17 protein-coding genes and 1 pseudogene are annotated in these 18204 nt (G+C 47.8%); 8 read left to right on the top strand and 10 right to left on the bottom strand.

The annotated features are described in order from the left end of the window. Positions 1-4: 4 nt before the first annotated feature. Positions 5-367, top strand: coding sequence for a PilZ domain-containing protein (locus J1836_RS13205; protein ID WP_207251597.1), 363 nt, complete (start codon positions 5-7; stop codon positions 365-367). Positions 368-678: 311 nt separating this feature from the next. Here the strand turns inward: J1836_RS13205 and J1836_RS13200 are convergent, their stop codons facing one another. Then, complete coding sequence (locus J1836_RS13200; RefSeq protein ID WP_207251596.1) at positions 679-897, bottom strand: hypothetical protein; 219 nt, start codon at positions 895-897, stop codon at positions 679-681. Between the two features lie 632 nt (positions 898-1529). Between J1836_RS13200 and J1836_RS13195 the strand changes: the two genes are divergently transcribed. Beyond that, positions 1530-2585: a rolling circle replication-associated protein gene (locus J1836_RS13195; protein WP_207251595.1), complete on the top strand. Its 1056-nt coding sequence runs from the start codon at positions 1530-1532 to the stop codon at positions 2583-2585. 17 nt (positions 2586-2602) lie between these two features. Continuing rightward, entirely contained in the window at positions 2603-2944 is a 342-nt protein-coding gene (locus J1836_RS13190) for a hypothetical protein (protein WP_207251594.1), read from the top strand. 34 nt (positions 2945-2978) lie between these two features. Here the strand turns inward: J1836_RS13190 and J1836_RS13185 are convergent, their stop codons facing one another. From J1836_RS13185 to J1836_RS13175, 3 genes are all read right to left on the bottom strand, one after another. Then, entirely contained in the window at positions 2979-3251 is a 273-nt protein-coding gene (locus J1836_RS13185) for a DUF3653 domain-containing protein (RefSeq protein WP_207251593.1), read from the bottom strand. A gap of 65 nt (positions 3252-3316) precedes the next feature. After that, positions 3317-3739: a hypothetical protein gene (locus J1836_RS13180; RefSeq protein WP_207251592.1), complete on the bottom strand. Its 423-nt coding sequence runs from the start codon at positions 3737-3739 to the stop codon at positions 3317-3319. Positions 3740-3751: 12 nt separating this feature from the next. After that, the gene (locus tag J1836_RS13175) at positions 3752-4588 is read right to left on the bottom strand and encodes an SDR family oxidoreductase (protein WP_207251591.1); all 837 of its coding nucleotides are present in this window, start codon (positions 4586-4588) and stop codon (positions 3752-3754) included. Positions 4589-4700: 112 nt separating this feature from the next. Here J1836_RS13175 and J1836_RS13170 point away from each other — a divergent pair, with 112 nt between their 5' ends. From J1836_RS13170 to aspS, 4 genes are all read left to right on the top strand, one after another. Next, on the top strand, positions 4701-4958 hold the full coding sequence (locus J1836_RS13170; protein WP_207251590.1) for an FmdB family zinc ribbon protein: 258 nt from the start codon (positions 4701-4703) through the stop codon (positions 4956-4958). A 140-nt stretch (positions 4959-5098) separates the two neighbouring features. Then, on the top strand, positions 5099-5773 hold the full coding sequence (locus J1836_RS13165; RefSeq protein WP_207251589.1) for an outer membrane beta-barrel protein: 675 nt from the start codon (positions 5099-5101) through the stop codon (positions 5771-5773). Positions 5774-5841: 68 nt separating this feature from the next. After that, entirely contained in the window at positions 5842-6405 is a 564-nt protein-coding gene (locus J1836_RS13160) for a porin family protein (RefSeq protein ID WP_207251588.1), read from the top strand. Between the two features lie 132 nt (positions 6406-6537). Beyond that, positions 6538-8307, top strand: a complete 1770-nt coding sequence (gene aspS, locus J1836_RS13155) for an aspartate--tRNA ligase (RefSeq protein ID WP_207251587.1) — start codon at positions 6538-6540, stop codon at positions 8305-8307. 67 nt (positions 8308-8374) lie between these two features. On the opposite strand, the gene J1836_RS13150 is transcribed toward aspS, so the two are convergent. From J1836_RS13150 to rlmKL, 4 genes are all read right to left on the bottom strand, one after another. After that, the gene (locus J1836_RS13150; protein ID WP_207251586.1) at positions 8375-9319 is read right to left on the bottom strand and encodes a site-specific integrase; all 945 of its coding nucleotides are present in this window, start codon (positions 9317-9319) and stop codon (positions 8375-8377) included. A gap of 166 nt (positions 9320-9485) precedes the next feature. Beyond that, the gene (locus tag J1836_RS13145) at positions 9486-10781 is read right to left on the bottom strand and encodes a hypothetical protein (RefSeq protein WP_207251585.1); all 1296 of its coding nucleotides are present in this window, start codon (positions 10779-10781) and stop codon (positions 9486-9488) included. A gap of 189 nt (positions 10782-10970) precedes the next feature. Then, positions 10971-11840 (bottom strand): Lcl domain-containing protein, encoded by an 870-nt coding sequence (locus J1836_RS13140; RefSeq protein WP_207251584.1) that lies wholly within the window; start codon positions 11838-11840, stop codon positions 10971-10973. A gap of 117 nt (positions 11841-11957) precedes the next feature. Further along, positions 11958-14096 (bottom strand): bifunctional 23S rRNA (guanine(2069)-N(7))-methyltransferase RlmK/23S rRNA (guanine(2445)-N(2))-methyltransferase RlmL, encoded by a 2139-nt coding sequence (gene rlmKL / locus J1836_RS13135; protein ID WP_207251583.1) that lies wholly within the window; start codon positions 14094-14096, stop codon positions 11958-11960. A gap of 101 nt (positions 14097-14197) precedes the next feature. On the opposite strand from rlmKL, the gene J1836_RS13130 reads away from it, so the two are divergent. After that, complete coding sequence (locus J1836_RS13130; protein WP_207251582.1) at positions 14198-15085, top strand: NAD(P)-dependent oxidoreductase; 888 nt, start codon at positions 14198-14200, stop codon at positions 15083-15085. On the opposite strand, the gene J1836_RS13125 is transcribed toward J1836_RS13130, so the two are convergent. Continuing rightward, positions 15078-15572: an LPS-assembly lipoprotein LptE gene (locus tag J1836_RS13125; protein WP_207251581.1), complete on the bottom strand. Its 495-nt coding sequence runs from the start codon at positions 15570-15572 to the stop codon at positions 15078-15080. The genes J1836_RS13130 and J1836_RS13125 overlap by 8 nt on opposite strands. Continuing rightward, positions 15572-18165, bottom strand: a pseudogene (gene leuS / locus J1836_RS13120) (leucine--tRNA ligase). The gene J1836_RS13125 and the pseudogene leuS overlap by 1 nt, the downstream one beginning before the upstream one ends. Between the last annotated feature and the right edge of the window lie 39 nt (positions 18166-18204).

Raw genomic sequence — 18204 nt, 5'->3', positions numbered from 1 at the left:
GATAATGGACGATACCCCGCAGCAACCGAAGAGTACACCTGTCAGCTTATCGATGGCTATTGTCGAAAAATCTGCGTTGCAAGCGTGTTACATGCCCTTTATTAAAGATGGGGGTTTGTTTGTACCCACCACGGACAAATTTAGCTTACATGACGAAGTGGTATTGCATTTGCGCTTGGTCGAAGACGGGAAGAAGCTGTTGATTCCGGGACGAGTGGTGTGGATTTCCCCCGGTGTCGGTCAACGTGGTACTAGCCCCGGTGTCGGTTTGCAATTCATGGGTGAACACCGCTTTCGCGTCAAACAATTCATTGAAGAGATGCTAGGTGATCTTAGCAAACAACCTGCCGCCAATCCGGCGTACTGAAAAGAGTAAAAGTAAGAAGATCGTTGTGTAGTACATCCCCTCTTCCTTTATCTCTAACTACGCATAATACATAGTGGAGTCAATCACTTGCGGGTTGTTCATGGGGTTTTAGTTCACGTCTGTGAACTGCTCACGCCTGTGAGTTTTACCATGATTCTACGTCTGTAGAATGTCGTATTTTCTCCAAGTGAGAGGTAGCAAGCGCGGCGGCGGGTGGAGCTTGCGGAACAGCCGACCGCGCTTGCTGCCTGATCGTTGCCAGTCTACACCTGTAGACCTTTTTGATTGTTGTAACAGAATTCAAAATCCGCTTATCCCTTCAACCCTGCCCACAATGCGTAAGGGGTGCGCCTCTTGGTGGCGTAGCCACGCAAGCGACACGCAAAACGTTGTAGTACCAGTAAGCCCTGCCTCGCGGAATCCGGCGAAAGCCGCTGCGTAATCCCCTGACACCCACGGCGGGGGCTGTGATGGCTAATCGAAGAGATGTCAGGCATCGGGCGGTTAGTGGTCGTTAGCGATAGCTGCAAAACCTCACCTCCCCCTGAAAGCCTCTTGCACAAGCCGAAGGGCGCGTGAGGTTAAAAGGCATGATTTAGCGCTTTACCGTTCGTCGGATTGTTTCGTTATGAGATACGAAAAGAGCAAAAAGTCAGCAGCCCTACACCAGACGACGACGTGCCAACGGAGGAGGAAGGGGGTAGGGTGGCTGACTTCCCCCTCTTCTTGTCATAAGGCACAAATGAGACCGAAGGGTAAAATACAAGCTATCTAGTCATAAGGCACAAATGAGACCGAAGGGTAAAATACAAGCTATCTAGGAACTTTGTGACCTAAAATTGAACATTCTTTAACCGTTTGTCGGTTTGCGTGTTGCGCGTGAATAAAGGCTGAACTAAGGTTTATTAACGCAATAAATCCGCTTTTCGGGTGACTCCCAGCGAATTAGAAAACAGTCAATTCAGGTGATTACTTTATAATCAATTGAAAATCGGTGCGTTAACATTCTAGGCGGAATATCTGAATGGATATTCTGGGTATTGCACTCTTGGCTGTGCAGTATTTCAGGTAAGCCAACCTGACCAGAAAAAAGTAAGGCGATGTAACTACAAATTACACCGCCTTGGGACGCCAAGGCTCTTCTTGAACAAGAGACTTAACGATGGAAAATATACCCCCTAGCGTTGCCGCTGGCAATGCGTTTGATGGCTTTACCGCACTGCTTGCCGCTGCTGATGGCAATGTGTTCTTCGACTTTGAGTCAGGGCGGCGTTGGTTTCGTAACGCTGTTTTTGGTTCAAATGCTGTTAGTCAGTGTGAAGCTGAGATCGACGAATGGGTCGTTTCTCGGTTATCTAGACCTCGTGAGTTACAACTTCCTAAGCCTGTTGGCTTCATTGCCGGTCATGAACCTGTTGCTTTCTGTGGTGAAACGGTCACGTTACAAATCGGTTCTCAGGATGTGGTTGTGAAACACAAGATTAGCGGCGGGGCGATTCCAAATCATGCGGGCGGTGGGAAGAGGGGGAAGATCACCCGGCTTTCCAAGGCTTCCATCAAGCGTATGAAGCTAGCTTCCCGTAACGTTCCTGAAGGGGCTTTTCAGGCGTTTGTCACGCTTACCTATCCCGATGATTTCCCTACTGACGGGCTGAAGGTTAAGCGCGATTTGTCAGTATTCCGCAAGTGGTTAAAACGGCGGGGTATCGGCGCATTCTGGTTCTTAGAGTTCCAGAAACGTGGTGCACCTCACTATCACTTGTTTCTGTCCAGCTACCCACTAGGCGGCGTTCAAGCCGTCGCTAAGGCATGGTTTCGGATTGTTGGTTCTCGTGATCCAAAACATTTGGCTTGGCACTTGGGGCAATTGTCGGGGCGTTCCTGTTTGGAATACGTCCGTAAACCTCACGTTGCCAGCTACTACGCTACCAAGTACGCAGCTAAACAGGAACAGAAAGACGTTCCTGCCGACTATGCTAACGTGGGGCGGTTCTGGGGTATGTTCGGCGCTATTCGTCCCGTGTGGCGCTTTGTGGTCGGTCATGGCTCGCATTGCGGCAAGGTCACTAAGGATTTGGTGAATAACTTTCGGTGTTCCTTTGACGATCGGGCTAAACAGGCTTACTGGCTGCAAAAAACTTTCGTGTCTACGGTGATGTGGGGCGGAGCGGTTGAGCTTTCCGACATCATGGCTTTTGTGAAGTGGACACCGTTCTAAGCCTTGGGGTTCTGAGTATGTCAAAAAGTATTGCCCTGTGGGATGACTGCCAGTCTATCCCGTTCTCCTATGGCGTTCATGCTCTCCAGCACAATGAACGGATGGTAGCGCGTTTGTTTCAGTACCCGCGTGAATCGTTCTATCAGTTGGTGGACTACCAGCACGCTAGGCGTTTTGCCGTTCCGGTGTCCTCCGATCATAGCCAATTGCTTTGGGTGAACGCTCCAACGTTCCCGCGTTACGGCTTGGGAACTAAGAAGGCGTGGTTATCGGCGCTGAAGATCGCAGAGGGCGGCGTATTGGTCGTTGATCTGGAAGATGAAAAGAGGGCATACAAGCTGCTACGGTTTGGAAGTTAAAAGGTTAACTTCCATCGTTACACATCTGTGTAATTTAGCCTGCTTTGGGTAGCTTCACGGTGATCTCCTGCCCATTCCAGCGGATAACGACTTCCGGCTCGGCTGCCAGTAGCTTCAGGCGCTTCTGAAGTTGCGCTTTCATGCTGTACACCTGCAAGGGGCTTCCGGTTAGCTCGTGGGCTAGTTCTTGCGTGAACAGGGAGGTTCGCACCATGTCGGGGCTGTAACGATTTCCCTCTGGGTCAAGCAAATAGCCTTCCCAAAAAGTCCAATCTTTCCAAGATGTTGGTAATTCTCTATTTCGCATAATACATATTATGTCAATTTGACATAATATAAGTGAAATGTAGTATTTCACTTCACTCTTGTTGATTAACGCTTGCAGATGGGTGAATCATCCGGTGTTTCGACACTACGTACAATCGTGTCTACAAAGCTATTCAGCTCATCGGTAGTAATGACCTTTAGCATTCGACTCATAACATCTGGATCTACTTGCGCAATAGTTTGATGACCACCTGCTAATTGGAGGTAGATACCAGCAGTGCTCTTTGATTCTTCATCATCTTCAAGCCCCGCTTCTACCAACGCTTGATCTGCTTCGCTGAGTTCGTCGTATAGCTCATCTAACGTGTCCCATAGATCATCATCCACACCTTCGGCTATTTTCAATACAATCGCGCCTTGCACTGACTCGATTTCACGTTCAAAGTGCAAATCATGCGCTTGCAACGCCGCAATAAACTTATCAGCGGTGCTTTGGGTAAAAAACAGGTATTCCAGTACTTCGTTCATCTTAATTATAACCTATTGATTTTCTTTGCTTGCAATGCGTAACAGGATCTTATCCAACCAACGAGTGGGTAAAAGACGGCGTAATATCCAAAAAAGATACGCTGGTATAGTAACAGGATAACGTGCTTTAGGGTAATGGCTTTCCAATGCATCAATCACCTTTGCCAGCACCGCTTCAGGAGGTAAGGTAAACGAAGCCGCCCCTTCCTTCTCTAGGCGTTTAATTGCACCTTGATACTTCAGACGGTGTACGCTTTGATCAATGTTGACGTGCTGCTTGAGTGATTGCAACGCATTAGCCCTAAAACGGCTCTCAATTGGGCCAGGTTCGATCAAACAGACTTTGATGTCCGTATCTGCCAGTTCTAGGCGTAACGTGTCTGCCATGCCTTCTATCGCGTATTTACTGGCATTGTATGCGCCTCTAAATGGCAATGCCACGTAACCTAGTAAAGAGCTGTTGTAAATAATCCTGCCTTCGTTACGTTGGCGTAGTATCGGTAACAGCATCGTGGTGAGTTGATGCCAACCAAACACATTCGTTGCAAATTGCTGTTCCAAGGCTTCACGCGAGAGGTCTTCTAACGCCCCTGCTTGTCCGTAAGCGCCGTTATGGAACACAGCATACAATTCGCTGTTAGTACGTAACATCAGCTCGTAGACCGCATCCTGCACACTTTCAGGGTCAGCTAGATCCAATAACAATGTTCTAAAGCCTTCTGCTTCCAAGCGTTCCACATCTTCGGACTTGCGAGCCGAGGCATAAACCTGATAACCGCGTGCTTTCAAGCCTTTTGCTACACAATAACCAATACCGCTAGAACAGCCGGTAATCAACACATTACGCATGTTTCATTAATCCTCTGCATATCAATAGGTAGAATGTAGCGTGATTCATTGAATTCAGGCAATCCCGCCTCTATTATCACGGGCTGCTAATATACACGGACTGGAGTGAAAAATGCCTATTTATGCTTATCAATGTAGCGCTTGTGGTCACGAACTAGAAGCGTTGCAAAAAATGTCGGATGCAGCCCTCACCGAATGCCCTGCTTGCAGCGCCTTAACTCTGACCAAAAAAGTGACGGCAGCTGCATTTCGTCTAGGTGGTGGTGGTTGGTACGAAACAGACTTCAAAAGTGGTAACAAGAAAAATCTTGCCAATAGTGATGCACCCTCTTCCGCTTGTGGTACGAGTGCTTGCCCCGCTGCAAAATAGCGTTTGTGACGCTTGCTTGGCGGCATAAGCTTTGCCGCCAGTGCGTTTCGCCATTTATCGGAAAAAATATAGCCTAATGCTACAGCCAGAATAAAATGAGCGCGTTTGCTTAAATACAACAATAAAAGGTTTATGGCATTATGAAAAAATCTATTCTATTGGTAGCCCTGACGGCTGCTTTCTCTGCTTCTTCTACATTCGCGGGCGGTTCACTGTTTGGCGGTTCTGAAAGCGATACGGTATCCGGTGCTGGCGCTATGTATGGTGGTGCAAGTATTGGTCAAGCTAGTGACAGCACTTGTAATTCTGTTGCTGATCAAGCTGGTGCGTTATTAGGCAATATTGACTGCCCTACTCCCAGTGGCTGGAAAGTATTTGGCGGTTATAAAGTAGCACAAAATTTGGCAGTAGAAGGTTCTTATGTTGATTTCGGTGAAGCAGAGTCTAACTTCACCATTCCTGGAGGCATTGTCGGCAATGCGGTAGCTAATCCAGCATCTATTAAGTCTACCGCCACAGGTTTTGGTGTGTCTGGTGTTGCCAGCGCTCCAGTAACAGAGCAGATCAATGTATTTGGCAAAGCAGGTTTCACCGCTTGGGAAAAAGAAGGTGATCTTACTGTTAAAAATGTTACTGTTGGGACGACAAAAAAAGATGTAACAACTGTATCTTCGACTGATGGTGTTGACTTGTCTCTAGGTGCGGGTGCTGAATACAAAATCAACGATAACTGGGGTGTTCGTGGTGAAGTCGAGCATTTTAATGGCTTAAACGCGAATCTCTATTCAGCTGGCGCAACGTTCTCAACGTTCTAATTTTCCTTATACGTAAACCCCCTGCCCCATTCTTGCTACAAGAATGGGGTGTCTATCAGGAAACCCCCATGAAACAAACGTTATTCCTCTGCTGCTTGGCGGCGTGTGTCGCATCGCCAACCGTCTTTGCAAACGATCTATTTGCGCAACAAACCGAAGAACTGGGTCAATTCTATGCGGGTTTCAGCTTGCTGAAATCGGAAGCAGAATGCACGTATGAAGGTGTTGCGTGTGACAGCACTGGTTATAAGTTGGGAACTGGCTATAAATTCAATGAAAATTTTGCGGTAGAAGGCGGTTACTACGACCTGTTCAGTAATGACGGCATGAGTCCAACGACGTTAAAAAAATCCGCTGTTAATGCATCGGGTTTAGCGTTATCCACGATTGGTACGTATTCTGCTGACGGCAAAAGCTCACTCTCCGGCAGAGTCGGTTTTATGGCTTGGGATACTAAAGGCAATACCGACGGTGTTTTAGTTAAAGGCATGAGCGGTACTGACATTTTGCTCGGTGTTGGTGGTGGCTATAAGCTTAATGACCAGTGGCAAGTACGTGGTGAATACGAACACGTCGGTGGTGATTTGGAAGCAAATGTTTACTCGGTAGGTACAACGCTTTCCACGCTGTAACTGTGCTGCTTTCCTGTATCTAGCTTGCTTCTAAGGCTGTCAGGGCTTAACATTCCCGCCTTTACAAGCAACGTTCCCGTTACCTAATCAGTATATTTTTCGGGCGCGAATGGAAACAAACAGGAATAAGCAATGCGTAGCCATTATTGCGGGCAGGTGGATGAAGCCCTGCTGGATCAGCAAGTTACTTTGTGTGGATGGGTAAACCGTCGCCGTGACCACGGTGGCGTTATTTTTATTGATTTGCGTGACCGTGAAGGCATCGTACAGGTCGTTTTCGACCCTGACCGTGTTGATGTCTTTAATAATGCTGAAAAGGCGCGGAATGAATACGTATTGCAAGTCGTCGGCAAAGTGCGTCGTCGCCCTGCGGGTACTGAAAACGCTAACTTGCGCAGTGGTCAAATCGAGATCCTTGGCGTTGAACTGAACGTATTAAATACCGCTGAAACGCCACCGTTCCAGTTGGATGAAGATAACGTTGGTGAAGAAACCCGTTTAACCTACCGCTACATTGACTTACGCCGCCCAGAAATGCAGAAGCGGATGCAAATGCGTGCGAAAGTCACCGGCTTCTTGCGTCGTTTCCTTGAAGACAATGGTTTCCTCGACATTGAAACCCCAATGTTGACGAAGGCAACCCCAGAAGGTGCTCGCGATTATCTCGTGCCTAGCCGTACTCATCCAGGTTCATTCTTTGCCCTGCCCCAGTCTCCGCAGTTGTTTAAGCAATTGCTGATGATGTCGGGTATGGATCGTTACTACCAGTTTGCGCGTTGCTTCCGTGATGAAGACTTGCGTGCTGACCGTCAGCCTGAATTCACCCAGTTGGACATTGAAACATCCTTTATGGATGACAATGCCATTATGGGCTTGATGGAAGAGATGATGCGGGCAACCTTCAAAGACACATTGGGTGTTGAATTGCCTAACCCGCTGCCACGGATGCCCTATTCCGAAGCGATGCACCGCTTTGGTTCTGACAAGCCCGATATGCGGATTCCGCTTGAGTTCATCGAAGTCAGTGACTTGATGGAAAGCGTTGAGTTCAAAGTCTTTTCTGCACCGGCAAAAGACCCTGACAGCCGCGTAGTCGCGATGCGTTTACCTAAAGGTGGTGAACTGTCCCGTAAGGAAATCGACGATTACACCACGTTTGTTGGGCGTTACGGTGCAAAAGGTTTGGCTTACATTAAAGTCAATGATCTAGCGGCTGGGCGCGAAGGCTTACAATCGCCAATCATGAAGTTCCTGCCGGATGAAACCGTTACCAGCATTATGGAACGTACAGGCGCACAAACTGGCGATTTGATCTTCTTTGGTGCTGATAAATCCCGCGTGGTCAATGATGCACTTGGTGCGTTGCGCGTGAAACTCGGTCATGATCGTGGTCTAGTGCAAGGTGAATGGGCTGCGCTGTGGGTCGTTGATTTCCCCATGTTTGAATGGGATGATAAAGATAACCGTTGGGTTGCACTGCATCACCCATTCACTGCGCCTAAAGGCACACCCGAAGAATTGCTGGCAAACCCTGGTCAAGCCCTCTCGATTGCTTACGACATGGTACTAAACGGTACGGAAGTCGGGGGCGGTTCTGTGCGTATCCACAATATGGACATGCAGAAATCCGTCTTTAAACTGCTGGGTATTTCTGATGAAGAGGCGCAAGAGAAGTTTGGTTTCTTACTAAACGCGCTGAAATACGGTTGCCCCCCACACGGTGGTTTAGCGTTTGGTTTGGATCGTTTGATCATGCTAATGACGGGTAGTCAGTCTATCCGTGATGTCATGGCATTCCCAAAAACACAAACGGCTGCTTGCCCGCTGACGAATGCGCCTGCTGAAGTCAATGCAAAGCAATTACGTGAATTGAATATTCGCGTGCAATTGCCACAAAAATAATAGTTGTACAACTGAGTTGTAAACTATTTAACTGCTTCTTTCTTCTTATGAGAAAGAAGCAGTTTCTTCAGAGAAAACTATTGCCTGCATGGTTTTTGAAGAGTTCTGCATTCCGCACATAGCCTTGTACAGTCTGTACAGATTTATGACGCGATATATCCATTATTTTAAATAAATTAGCACCTGCTTCCGCAGCAGTGGTAATGAAGCCTGAACGTAAACTGTGTGCGCTAAAGTCTTCTGCATTCAGGCCTGCTGCCGTTGCATAACGTTTTACAATGTCCGCAATAGAACGGTCACTTAAGGTTTGTTTGCGAATTTTTCCGTATTTAGTGATCGGTCTGAAAATAGCACCTTCAGTAAGGTTCGCTGTTTTCAAATAATCTTGCAGAACACCGACTACATTTAAACGCCCATTCAAAATGGCAATCGTATGCCCTGTACCCTCTTGGTCTGTTTTCGATTTCTGTATCAAGACTTTTAGTCCGTCAGGGACTTCCTGAATATCAGCAACCGTTAGGGCTACTAACTCGGAACGCCGAAACGCACCCGCAAACCCTAAAATCAGTACTAGCTTGTCGCGCTTGCCCTGCAACGTTTGAGTATTGCAATGCGCTATCATCTGATAAATCTTATCCACTGTGGCTGCCGCTTTTTTGCGGGTACGTATTCTGTTCGAGCGTCGAATCCCTTTTAAGGTAATGCTAACCAATTTGTTAGTCGTCGGTGTTTCATACCCTGCTACTTCATGCGCATAACGAATCGCAGCAATGCGTCTGTTTAATGTCGAGGGGGAAATACCCGCTTGCGCTTGACTTGCTAAAAAATCTGCAATCGTCATCGCTGTAGCAGGAATCGCCAACACTCCCCTTTCTTCGCACCATGCTGCAAATATTTTCACATCAATACGGTAGGCACGCCGCGTTGCAGCACTGGTCGCTTCAACCACAAATCGCTGAACGTTTTCGCTAAGTCCATCTGCTTTTGAACCTATTGTCTGAAAATTACCCATTTCCTGCCTTTTTTCTTAACTTCTGAGAATAACAGTTATCAGAAGTTAAAGCTTTTAAGAAATATTTAATAAAGGTTTACGTATTAACGTAATTTTTAGTTAAACTAAGTAAATACAGTAATTTAACGGATTAAATTTAGCATTTATTTAAACGTAATTTACATTGTTAGTATCTAATGAGTTCAAAAATCGTGGCTGGCTTGCCACTGCGACCATCCGAACGCTGTTTAACGGTGCGTTTGATCCTGCCTTGCGTTTCCAACGATTTCAGTAAAGTATTCATTGCGGCAGACTTGATGTTTTGCTGGAAAACGTTGACGCGGATCTGCGTTGTGGTTAAGCCGCCGTGTTTGCGCAATGCAGCAATGATTTTCCCCTCATCTTCGTTTTGCTCGCCTTCAAAAATGTAAGCAACGCTACCAAGGCAATAATCCCAAAGATGGGTCGCCGCACGGAGGTGTTGCGGCGCAACTTCATCAGTGCAATCCAGCAACGCAAAAATGCAGGCGAGTCGTAACACTTGGACGCGTGAACGTTCTGACATCGGCGAATTCACTTTTGCCAAAGACAATGCCAACGTTCCCCACAGTTCTAACGATGCTGCGGATAATGACAACTCGTTCACGTCGCTGGAAAACTGAATGGCTTTCGCGACTTCATCACCATAATGCAACATTTTGACGACGGGGATGCTTTCTGGAATAGCGACAATTTTGGGGCGACGCACACATATCCACAGAATACGACTGGCTAGTGCCGTGGCGTACTCACTTTGCTCCAATCGTTTCACCAATTCTTCGTAAGTGATGTGACCGACAAAACACACATGTGCATCCGTCACTGTCACGCGGTTATTTTTGGTCAATGGCGAAAAGTTGCCGGTATCCCAAAAACGCCGAATCGCCGCCGACACAGTATTGCCCTCACGTCGCGCTGCTTGTAACACGGCAGCGAATTCTTCTTCGAGAATCATCAAGCGTTTATCGGCGACACCTTTGTCGGTAGGATTGCCATCATCATCATCGGTATCCGATGCGTCACGCACTGCCCATGCCAACCCCTCCCCGCTCGACATTGGGCCATCACGGTATAATGCCAGTGGCAAACCCATTTTGCGCAATTGCACTCCAACGTAATCTTGCATCAGTTTCCGTACTGGCGCAGCAGCCGTGCCTTTACCGCCGCCCGCCGAACTTGCCGTTACGCTGAATAAGCGCGGGGGCGCTTCAACATCGCCCAAACGCAGCACTGCTTTATTACCGAAATAAGCCCCTGCCCATGTCAATAAATGGATCAATACACCAATCGGATCAGCTTCTGATTGCAAGCACGCATCAAACGCAAAACGCCCCGCAACGCCGTAGAAACACCCTTCGTGCGGAATAGGAAATTCCGACGGTGCATCTTCAATCTCAATCGTATTGTACGAACCTGTGTCAGGTAGCTTGACGACGTTGCTCATGGTGGTGCTCTACTACTAACTAAATACGTTTAATTATACGCTAATAATTAGCTAACTTTAAGATTTAAGTTAATGAAAAATAGTAGATTTATTATTTTTACGTAAATACGTTTTTATAAAATTTGTATATTTGGAATAGAGAGCGGTAGAAACTGCCTCTCTCTATTCATTCAACGCAAAAACTAAGGATCAACGTTGCCCACTGACTAAACGGGTATAACAAATCCAGTTAGCATTAGGGTAAGCGGTTTTGCCATCCTGCACTTCCCCTGAAAATCTCAACGCAACCATGCTATCACCGCGAGGATTATCGGCACGGACTACTGCACTGAAATCGACACCTTGGTAATTACATTCGATACGTCCGTCAGCGTTGTAACTGACGTTAGAGCCTGGGGCGTATCCACAGTCATCAGGGTTAGTAATCGTATTTTCAGCACAATACGCCCCTTTAACCGTATCTGAAAAGTAAGTACGGTCAATATTAGGTGGACTGCCATCATCATGGTATGTAACCAAATTCAATAACTCTCCCTGCAAGGGTAAACGCCAGTCGCTTCTGCCGCAAAGACCTGAACCTTGCAGTCCGTTGACGTAGCTATAAGCATCACACGAAGAAGAACCCAAGTTCTGGCACAAAACCTTGCCGTTATAATCAACGTTAGAAGCATAACCCGCGAAGTTATGGAAATGACGATAGCGCCAACCTTTATCACGCAAACCGCCGTCATTGGTTTTTGCTTCCCACACAAAACCTGTTTCCTTGTCTTTCACACAGCTCCAATCGCTGGCATTAGCTGGTAATTCATTACCACCACTGTCCAATTTTAGATAACGCGAAGGTGCGGGTGGTGGCAGCGACGGTGTAACTACCACAGGTGTTGGCGTAATGATCGGCGTTGTAGTAGTGGCAGTTGTTGCCACGGTAGGCGTAGTTGTTGTTGTGACGGTGGCAACCGTGTCGTTGTTCCCACCGCCACAAGCACTTAATAAAGCCAAAGAAGAGAGGATTAACCCCTCTTTTATTCCCTTGGCAAATTGCTTATACCCTAAGTCCATAAATAAATTAAATCCTTGAATTTGTTTAGGAAGATTTTTGACGGATTATAAAACGAATTTTAATCCAGACCATAATTTTATAAGAACAAGGGTGAAATTTATTCGATATAAGTATTATTATTGATGATTAATTAACCAACAACCATGAATTTTCGGGTCACGCTCAAAATCCAGCGGTAAGGATTGTTTACGAAAATCTTGCACGTTGTATTTATTTTCCACTTCAGCATCCAGCTTGAACTTACGGAAGTTATTAGAAAAAATCAGCGTGCCGTCCGGCGATAACACTCGCATAGCATCATCAATCAGCGCTACATGATCACGTTGTACATCAAACGTATCCTGCATCCGCTTGGAATTACTGAAAGTCGGCGGATCAAGAAAGATCAGATCGTAATATTCATCACAATCGTATAACCACTCCAACACGTTCGCTTGAATAAAACGGTAACGGCGGTATGGGTCGTGCTGTAAACCGTTCAACGCAAAATTGTCCTTCGCCCACTCCAAATACGTGGCCGACATATCCACACTATCCACTCGATTGGCTGCCCCTATTGCTGCATGAACACTCGCTGTGCCGGTGTAACAGAATAAATTCAGCACTTTTTTGCCTTTAGAATGCTGTTGTAACCAATAGCGCATCGGGCGGTGATCAAGGAACAAGCCTGTATCCAGATAATCAGTCAAATTCACTTTGAAATGAACACCATGTTCCGTAACGGTCAGGGCTTGTTCTGCCCTACCCTGTTTCTCGTACTGGTTTTTACCTTTTTGCTGGCGACGTTGTTTTAACACGATTTTTTTCGGATCAACGCCCAACACAGTCGGTAACGTGAGTAAGGCTTGCTGCAAACGTTGTTCAGCCACTTTGTCGTCAATGGTTTTCGGTGGCGCATATTCTTGAACGTGCAACCAATCCGCATAACGGTCTACCGCAATTGCGTATTCAGGAATATCCATATCGTAAACACGGTAAGCGTCAGTATGCCCTTGTTTGATAAAGCCTTTCAGCTTGCGCAAGTTCTTGCTAATGCGATTGGCGAGGTCATCAGAAATCCATACCGTTGGGCGTTCTTTCTGCATCAACTTGTCGAAGGTATAGAGTTTGCACTCGGTTTCACTGTTTAGAAAACGGTACTCTTTGCTGTAGAACAAATTGGTGAGTGCTAACGGTGCATCCGCCTCTGCAAATAATGCACCACGGTAGCTCGGCGGCAAACTCGCCATCCACATACCCAAGGCATCATAGTGCGGCTTCAATGTGACCACATTAGCACTCGCTTCAAACGGTAAACTACTGATAGCTAAAGCAGTCGTTGCTATTGTTGGCGCAGGCATAGCGGTCAATGGACATTGCGTCCAACGGGCGGCTGGCAAGTCGATAGAGCGCCAATCTGCGCGTGCTGCCATCACTGCGGCATCGCTATCATTACCCCAAAACTCAAAGCGTTCCGCATTGGCAAACCCAGTCGCACGGCGTTGTTGTGCTTCCGTATATAGCTCGCTCCACAATTCAGCATCATGCCCTAACCAACGTTCCGCAACCGTGTGTTCGCGCAATAAACCCGGTGCAATATCCAGCGCTATTAATGCGCCTTCGATGAGGAACGTTCCCGCTGCACATTGCGGATCAATCAGTGCTACCGATTCTGCATCACTCGCGATTAATTCCAACCAACCTGAGCGAATCAATACGGCAGCGGCAAGATTTTCCCGCATCGGCGCGTGCGTATCCAAATCGCGATAACCGCGCTGGTGCAAACTGTGTTGATTGAGTTCAATACCAATACTGGCATTGCCTTTGTGCAAATTCACCACCACCACGAGGTCGGGAGTATTGCTAACACTCGGACGGATGCCGTGCTGGCTACGAAATTGGTCGCCAATTTGGTCTTTAACCCATTGCGCTCCGAATTGCGTATTGCGAATATCGTCATTCATACCGAAAAAGCGCACTTTCAGCGTACCATCTGGACGTAAATGTTGTTGCCAATCAATAGAATCCAGCAAGGTTTGTAGTTCCGCTTGATCTTTGCCAAATCCTTGCGCCAATTGCAACGTGGCACGCGAAGCCAGCCGACTCCACAACATGGCACGGTAGCCAAAGCGTAAATCGCCCCATGCTTGCACGCCTGCATGACCAATTTTGACGGATTCAGCGCCGTAACGGCTGAGTTCATTCGCCAACAATGGCTCAATAAATTGCGGGCAAGCGAAAAACCACTGCAAAGACATTGCGTTATCTGACTGCATATATAAAGACCAAGGGGTTTGAAAGCAAAGCGGGATTCTACCACCTTTCGGGCATGTGCTAACATCTTCAAACACTCACCTAATAAAGGATAACGCTAGCAATGACTCAGCAACCCACTATCGGCTGGATCGGCCCCGGCATTATGGGACTTCCCATGTGCACACATTTACTGAACGCAGGTTTTCCGCTGGTGATCTATGCGCGACGATCTGAATCAGCGCAAGCCTTAGTGGATTTAGGCGCAACTTTTGCGTCAACGCCCGCAACCCTCGCGGCACAAGTCGATATGGTAATCGTCATGGTTTCCGACACGCCGGATGTCGAGGCGGTGTTACTTGGCAAAGACGGCGTGATCGAAGGCGGCAACGCGGGTTTATTAGTCGTTGACATGAGTACTATTTCACCCGTTGCTACCTGTGAAATCGCAGAAAAATTGGCAGAAAAAGGCATCCGCATGTTGGATGCACCCGTTTCCGGCGGTGATGTTGGTGCAATCGCCGCCACCTTAACCATAATGGTGGGAGGTAAGGTAGAGGATTTAGACTACGTGCGCCCTGTCCTCGCAGTGATGGGAAAAACCATTACGCACATCGGTGATCACGGCGCGGGGCAACTTGCTAAAGCCTGTAACCAATTGATCGCCGCCCAAACCGTCATTGCGGTAACGGAAGCATTTGAACTGGCGAAAGCGGCGGGGGTTGATCCCGCTAAAATCCGCGCAGCCTTATTAGGCGGGTTTGCTTACTCCAAAGTATTGGAATTGCACGGGCAGCGGATTTTAACGGAAAACTTCCAACCGGGTTTTAAAGCGCACTTGCATAACAAAGACATGCACATCGTAACCGATACAGTCACAGCGTTTGGATTGAATTTACCGGCAACGCAACGCGCTGCTGATTATATGCAGGCGTTAGTGGATACGGGAAAAGGCGAACTGGATTCGTCCGCTTTAGCAATTATTGTGCAACATAATGCGCACGCTAGTTAATGGCTTGCAATCGCAACAGGATTAGGCGCACGGCTTCGCGGTGCAATTCTTCCTTGATGACATTTTCTTCTTCAGCCGTCCCTAAGACGTACTGGCCGTCATAAACTTGGGAACGTTCTGCATTGACAGAACGTTCCACCGCTTCCAGCATCGTGCGCGTTTTCACCCGAAAATCGACCGTAACGCTGTGGTTAAACTCACGCACTTGGCGTGTGGAGGAATAACCCGATACGGAACGATTTTCACGTAAATTGGTAATGTTTAAGGTTGCTGCGGCATCCTGCTCACGTTGTTTGACATTAGCACCGGCATCTTCCAAACCATCCCGCAAAACCAAACCGAAATCACTACGCGGATCAACACCCTGCACGTAAATGCCTTGGCGCATCAATTCCGGCAAGGGTTTGTTGCCGCGCAAATGAAACGGCTCGTTACTACAACCTGATAGCAGAAAAGAGATGCCGAGTGTCAACAGCAGTGTTTTCATTAGTTTGCCACGATATTAACCAGACGACCTTTCACGACAATGACCTTTTGCACGGTCAAGCCTTCAAGGAATTTCTGGACATTTTCATTGGCTAACGCCGTCGCTTTAATGTCAGCTTCGCCTGTGGTAGCACTGACTTGAATCTTACCGCGCACTTTGCCGTTCACTTGTACGATGAGTTCCAAGGTGTTTTGTACCAACGCACTGGCATCCACACTCGGCCAACGGGTATCAATCACCGCTTCTTCCATGTGACCCAAGGCTTGCCACAGCACATGAGAAATATGCGGCGTGATTGGGGCGAGCATTAATACAACACGTTCCAATGCCTCTTGCCGGACGGCGCGACCTTGTACCGTTTCATCGGCAAAACGGGCAATATCGTTCAGTAACTCCATGTTCGCCGCAATTGCCGTATTGAAAGTATGGCGACGAGCCATATCATCCCCAACTTTTTGCACGGTTTGATGTACTTTACGGCGCAAGGCTTGTGCAACGTCATCTAAACTAGTGGTATCCAATGGCGCGGTAGCACCCACTGATACGTGGTCAAACACTTGTTTCCACAAACGGCGCAAGAAACGTTGTGCACCTTCGACGCCCGAATCCGACCATTCCATGCTTTGATCAGGCGGCGCGGCAAACATCGAGAACAAGCGCAACGTATCCGCGCCGTATTTCTCAATCATTTCCTGCGGATCAACGCCGTTGTTCTTGGATTTCGACATCTTAGTAATGCCGCCGGATTGCACGGGCAAGCCATCCGCCATCAAGGTTGCACCGATTACCCGCGCTTTATCATCCCGCTCAACATTAACGGCAGTCGGTTGAAACCAATCTTGACCACCGGTTTCTTTCTCACGGAAAAACGTTTCCGCTAGCACCATACCCTGAGTTAACAAGTGCGTAAACGGCTCATCAGAATCAACTAACTTATTGTCACGCATCAATTTATGGAAGAAACGCGAATACAATAAGTGCAGAATCGCGTGTTCAATCCCGCCAATATACTGGTCAACGGGCAACCAATAGTTAGCACGAGCATCCAACATTGCCTCATTGCTATCCGGGCAAGTATAGCGAGCGTAATACCACGATGACTCAAAGAACGTATCAAATGTATCTGTTTCACGCGTGGCAGGTTTACCGCAACACGGGCAACTGGTTTCGTAGAATTCCGGCATTTTCTTAATCGGCGAACTGCCGGTTGCATCAAACGTCACGTTTTCCGGCAGAATAACAGGCAAATCTTTTTCTGGTACAGGCACAGCACCGCAATCATCGCAATAAATGATCGGAATCGGGCAACCCCAATAACGCTGCCGGGAAACACCCCAGTCACGCAACCGGAAGTTGACACGCTTACGTCCTTTCCCCTTTTCAGACAATAAGTTAGCAATCGCTTCAAACGCGGCGGCTGAAGTCAGCCCCGTAAATTCGCCCGAATTGACCAGCACGCCTTTTTCAGTGAAAGCTGCAACGTTCAAATCAATTTCACGCCCATCCGTAGGCGCAATCACTTGTTTAATCGGCAAGCCATACGCTTGGGCAAATTCCCAATCACGCTGATCATGCGCAGGCACAGCCATGACTGCCCCAGAGCCGTAAGACATCAGCACGAAGTTAGCAACCATAATCGGCACAACCGCGCCTGTGATGGGGTGCAACGCCATAGTGCCCGTAGCCATGCCCTTTTTTTCCATCGTCGCCATGTCAGCTTCAGCCACTTTGACCAGCTTGCATTCTTCGATGAACGCCGCTAAGGCAGGGTTGGTGGCAGCGGCTTGCAACGCTAACGGGTGTTGTGCGGCAACAGCAACATAGGTCACGCCCATCAAGGTGTCTGGGCGGGTGGTAAACACGCTTAACTTGCTGTCTTTACCGGCTAAACCGAATTCGAGTTCCACACCTTCGGAACGCCCAATCCAGTTTTCCTGCATGGTACAAACTTGCTGAGGCCAACCGGGCATTTTGCCGATTTCATCCAGTAATTCATCGGCATACGCAGTAATCTTCAAAAACCACTGATCAATTTCACGTTGTTCAATCAACGCACCAGAACGCCAACCGCGCCCGTCAATCACTTGCTCATTCGCCAAAACAGTTTGGTCAACCGGATCCCAGTTCACGGTAGATTTTTTGCGGTATACCAAGCCTTTTTCGTACAACTGCGTGAAAAACCATTGTTCCCAGCGGTAGTATTCTGGCGTACACGTTGCAATTTCACGCGACCAGTCAATGCCTAAGCCCATTGACTTAAGTTGATTGCGCATATAGTCGATGTTTTGTATGTCCATGCAGCCGGAGCGGTGTTGTTCTTGATCGCGGCATTTTCCGCAGGCAAGCCAAACGCATCCCAGCCCATCGGTTGCAGCACGTTTTTGCCCTGCATCCGCTGAAAACGCGCAATCACATCACCAATGGTGTAGTTGCGTACATGCCCCATGTGCAGCACGCCGCTGGGGTAAGGAAACATGGAAAGGCAGTAGTATTTTTCCTTATTGGGATCTTCGGTGACTTCAAAAGTACGCTGTTGTTCCCAGAAGTGCTGAACTTCGGGTTCTAAGGACTTGTGTTGGTACTGTTCCTGCATGTTACTCATAGCCAAGGCTTTCTTTTCACTGGTTATCGA

Source organism: Thiothrix fructosivorans, from assembly GCF_017349355.1.
Taxonomy (GTDB): Bacteria; Pseudomonadota; Gammaproteobacteria; order Thiotrichales; family Thiotrichaceae; genus Thiothrix; species Thiothrix fructosivorans.
Note: the sequence above shows the minus strand (reverse complement) of the source record. Positions and strands in the feature narration are given on the sequence as shown.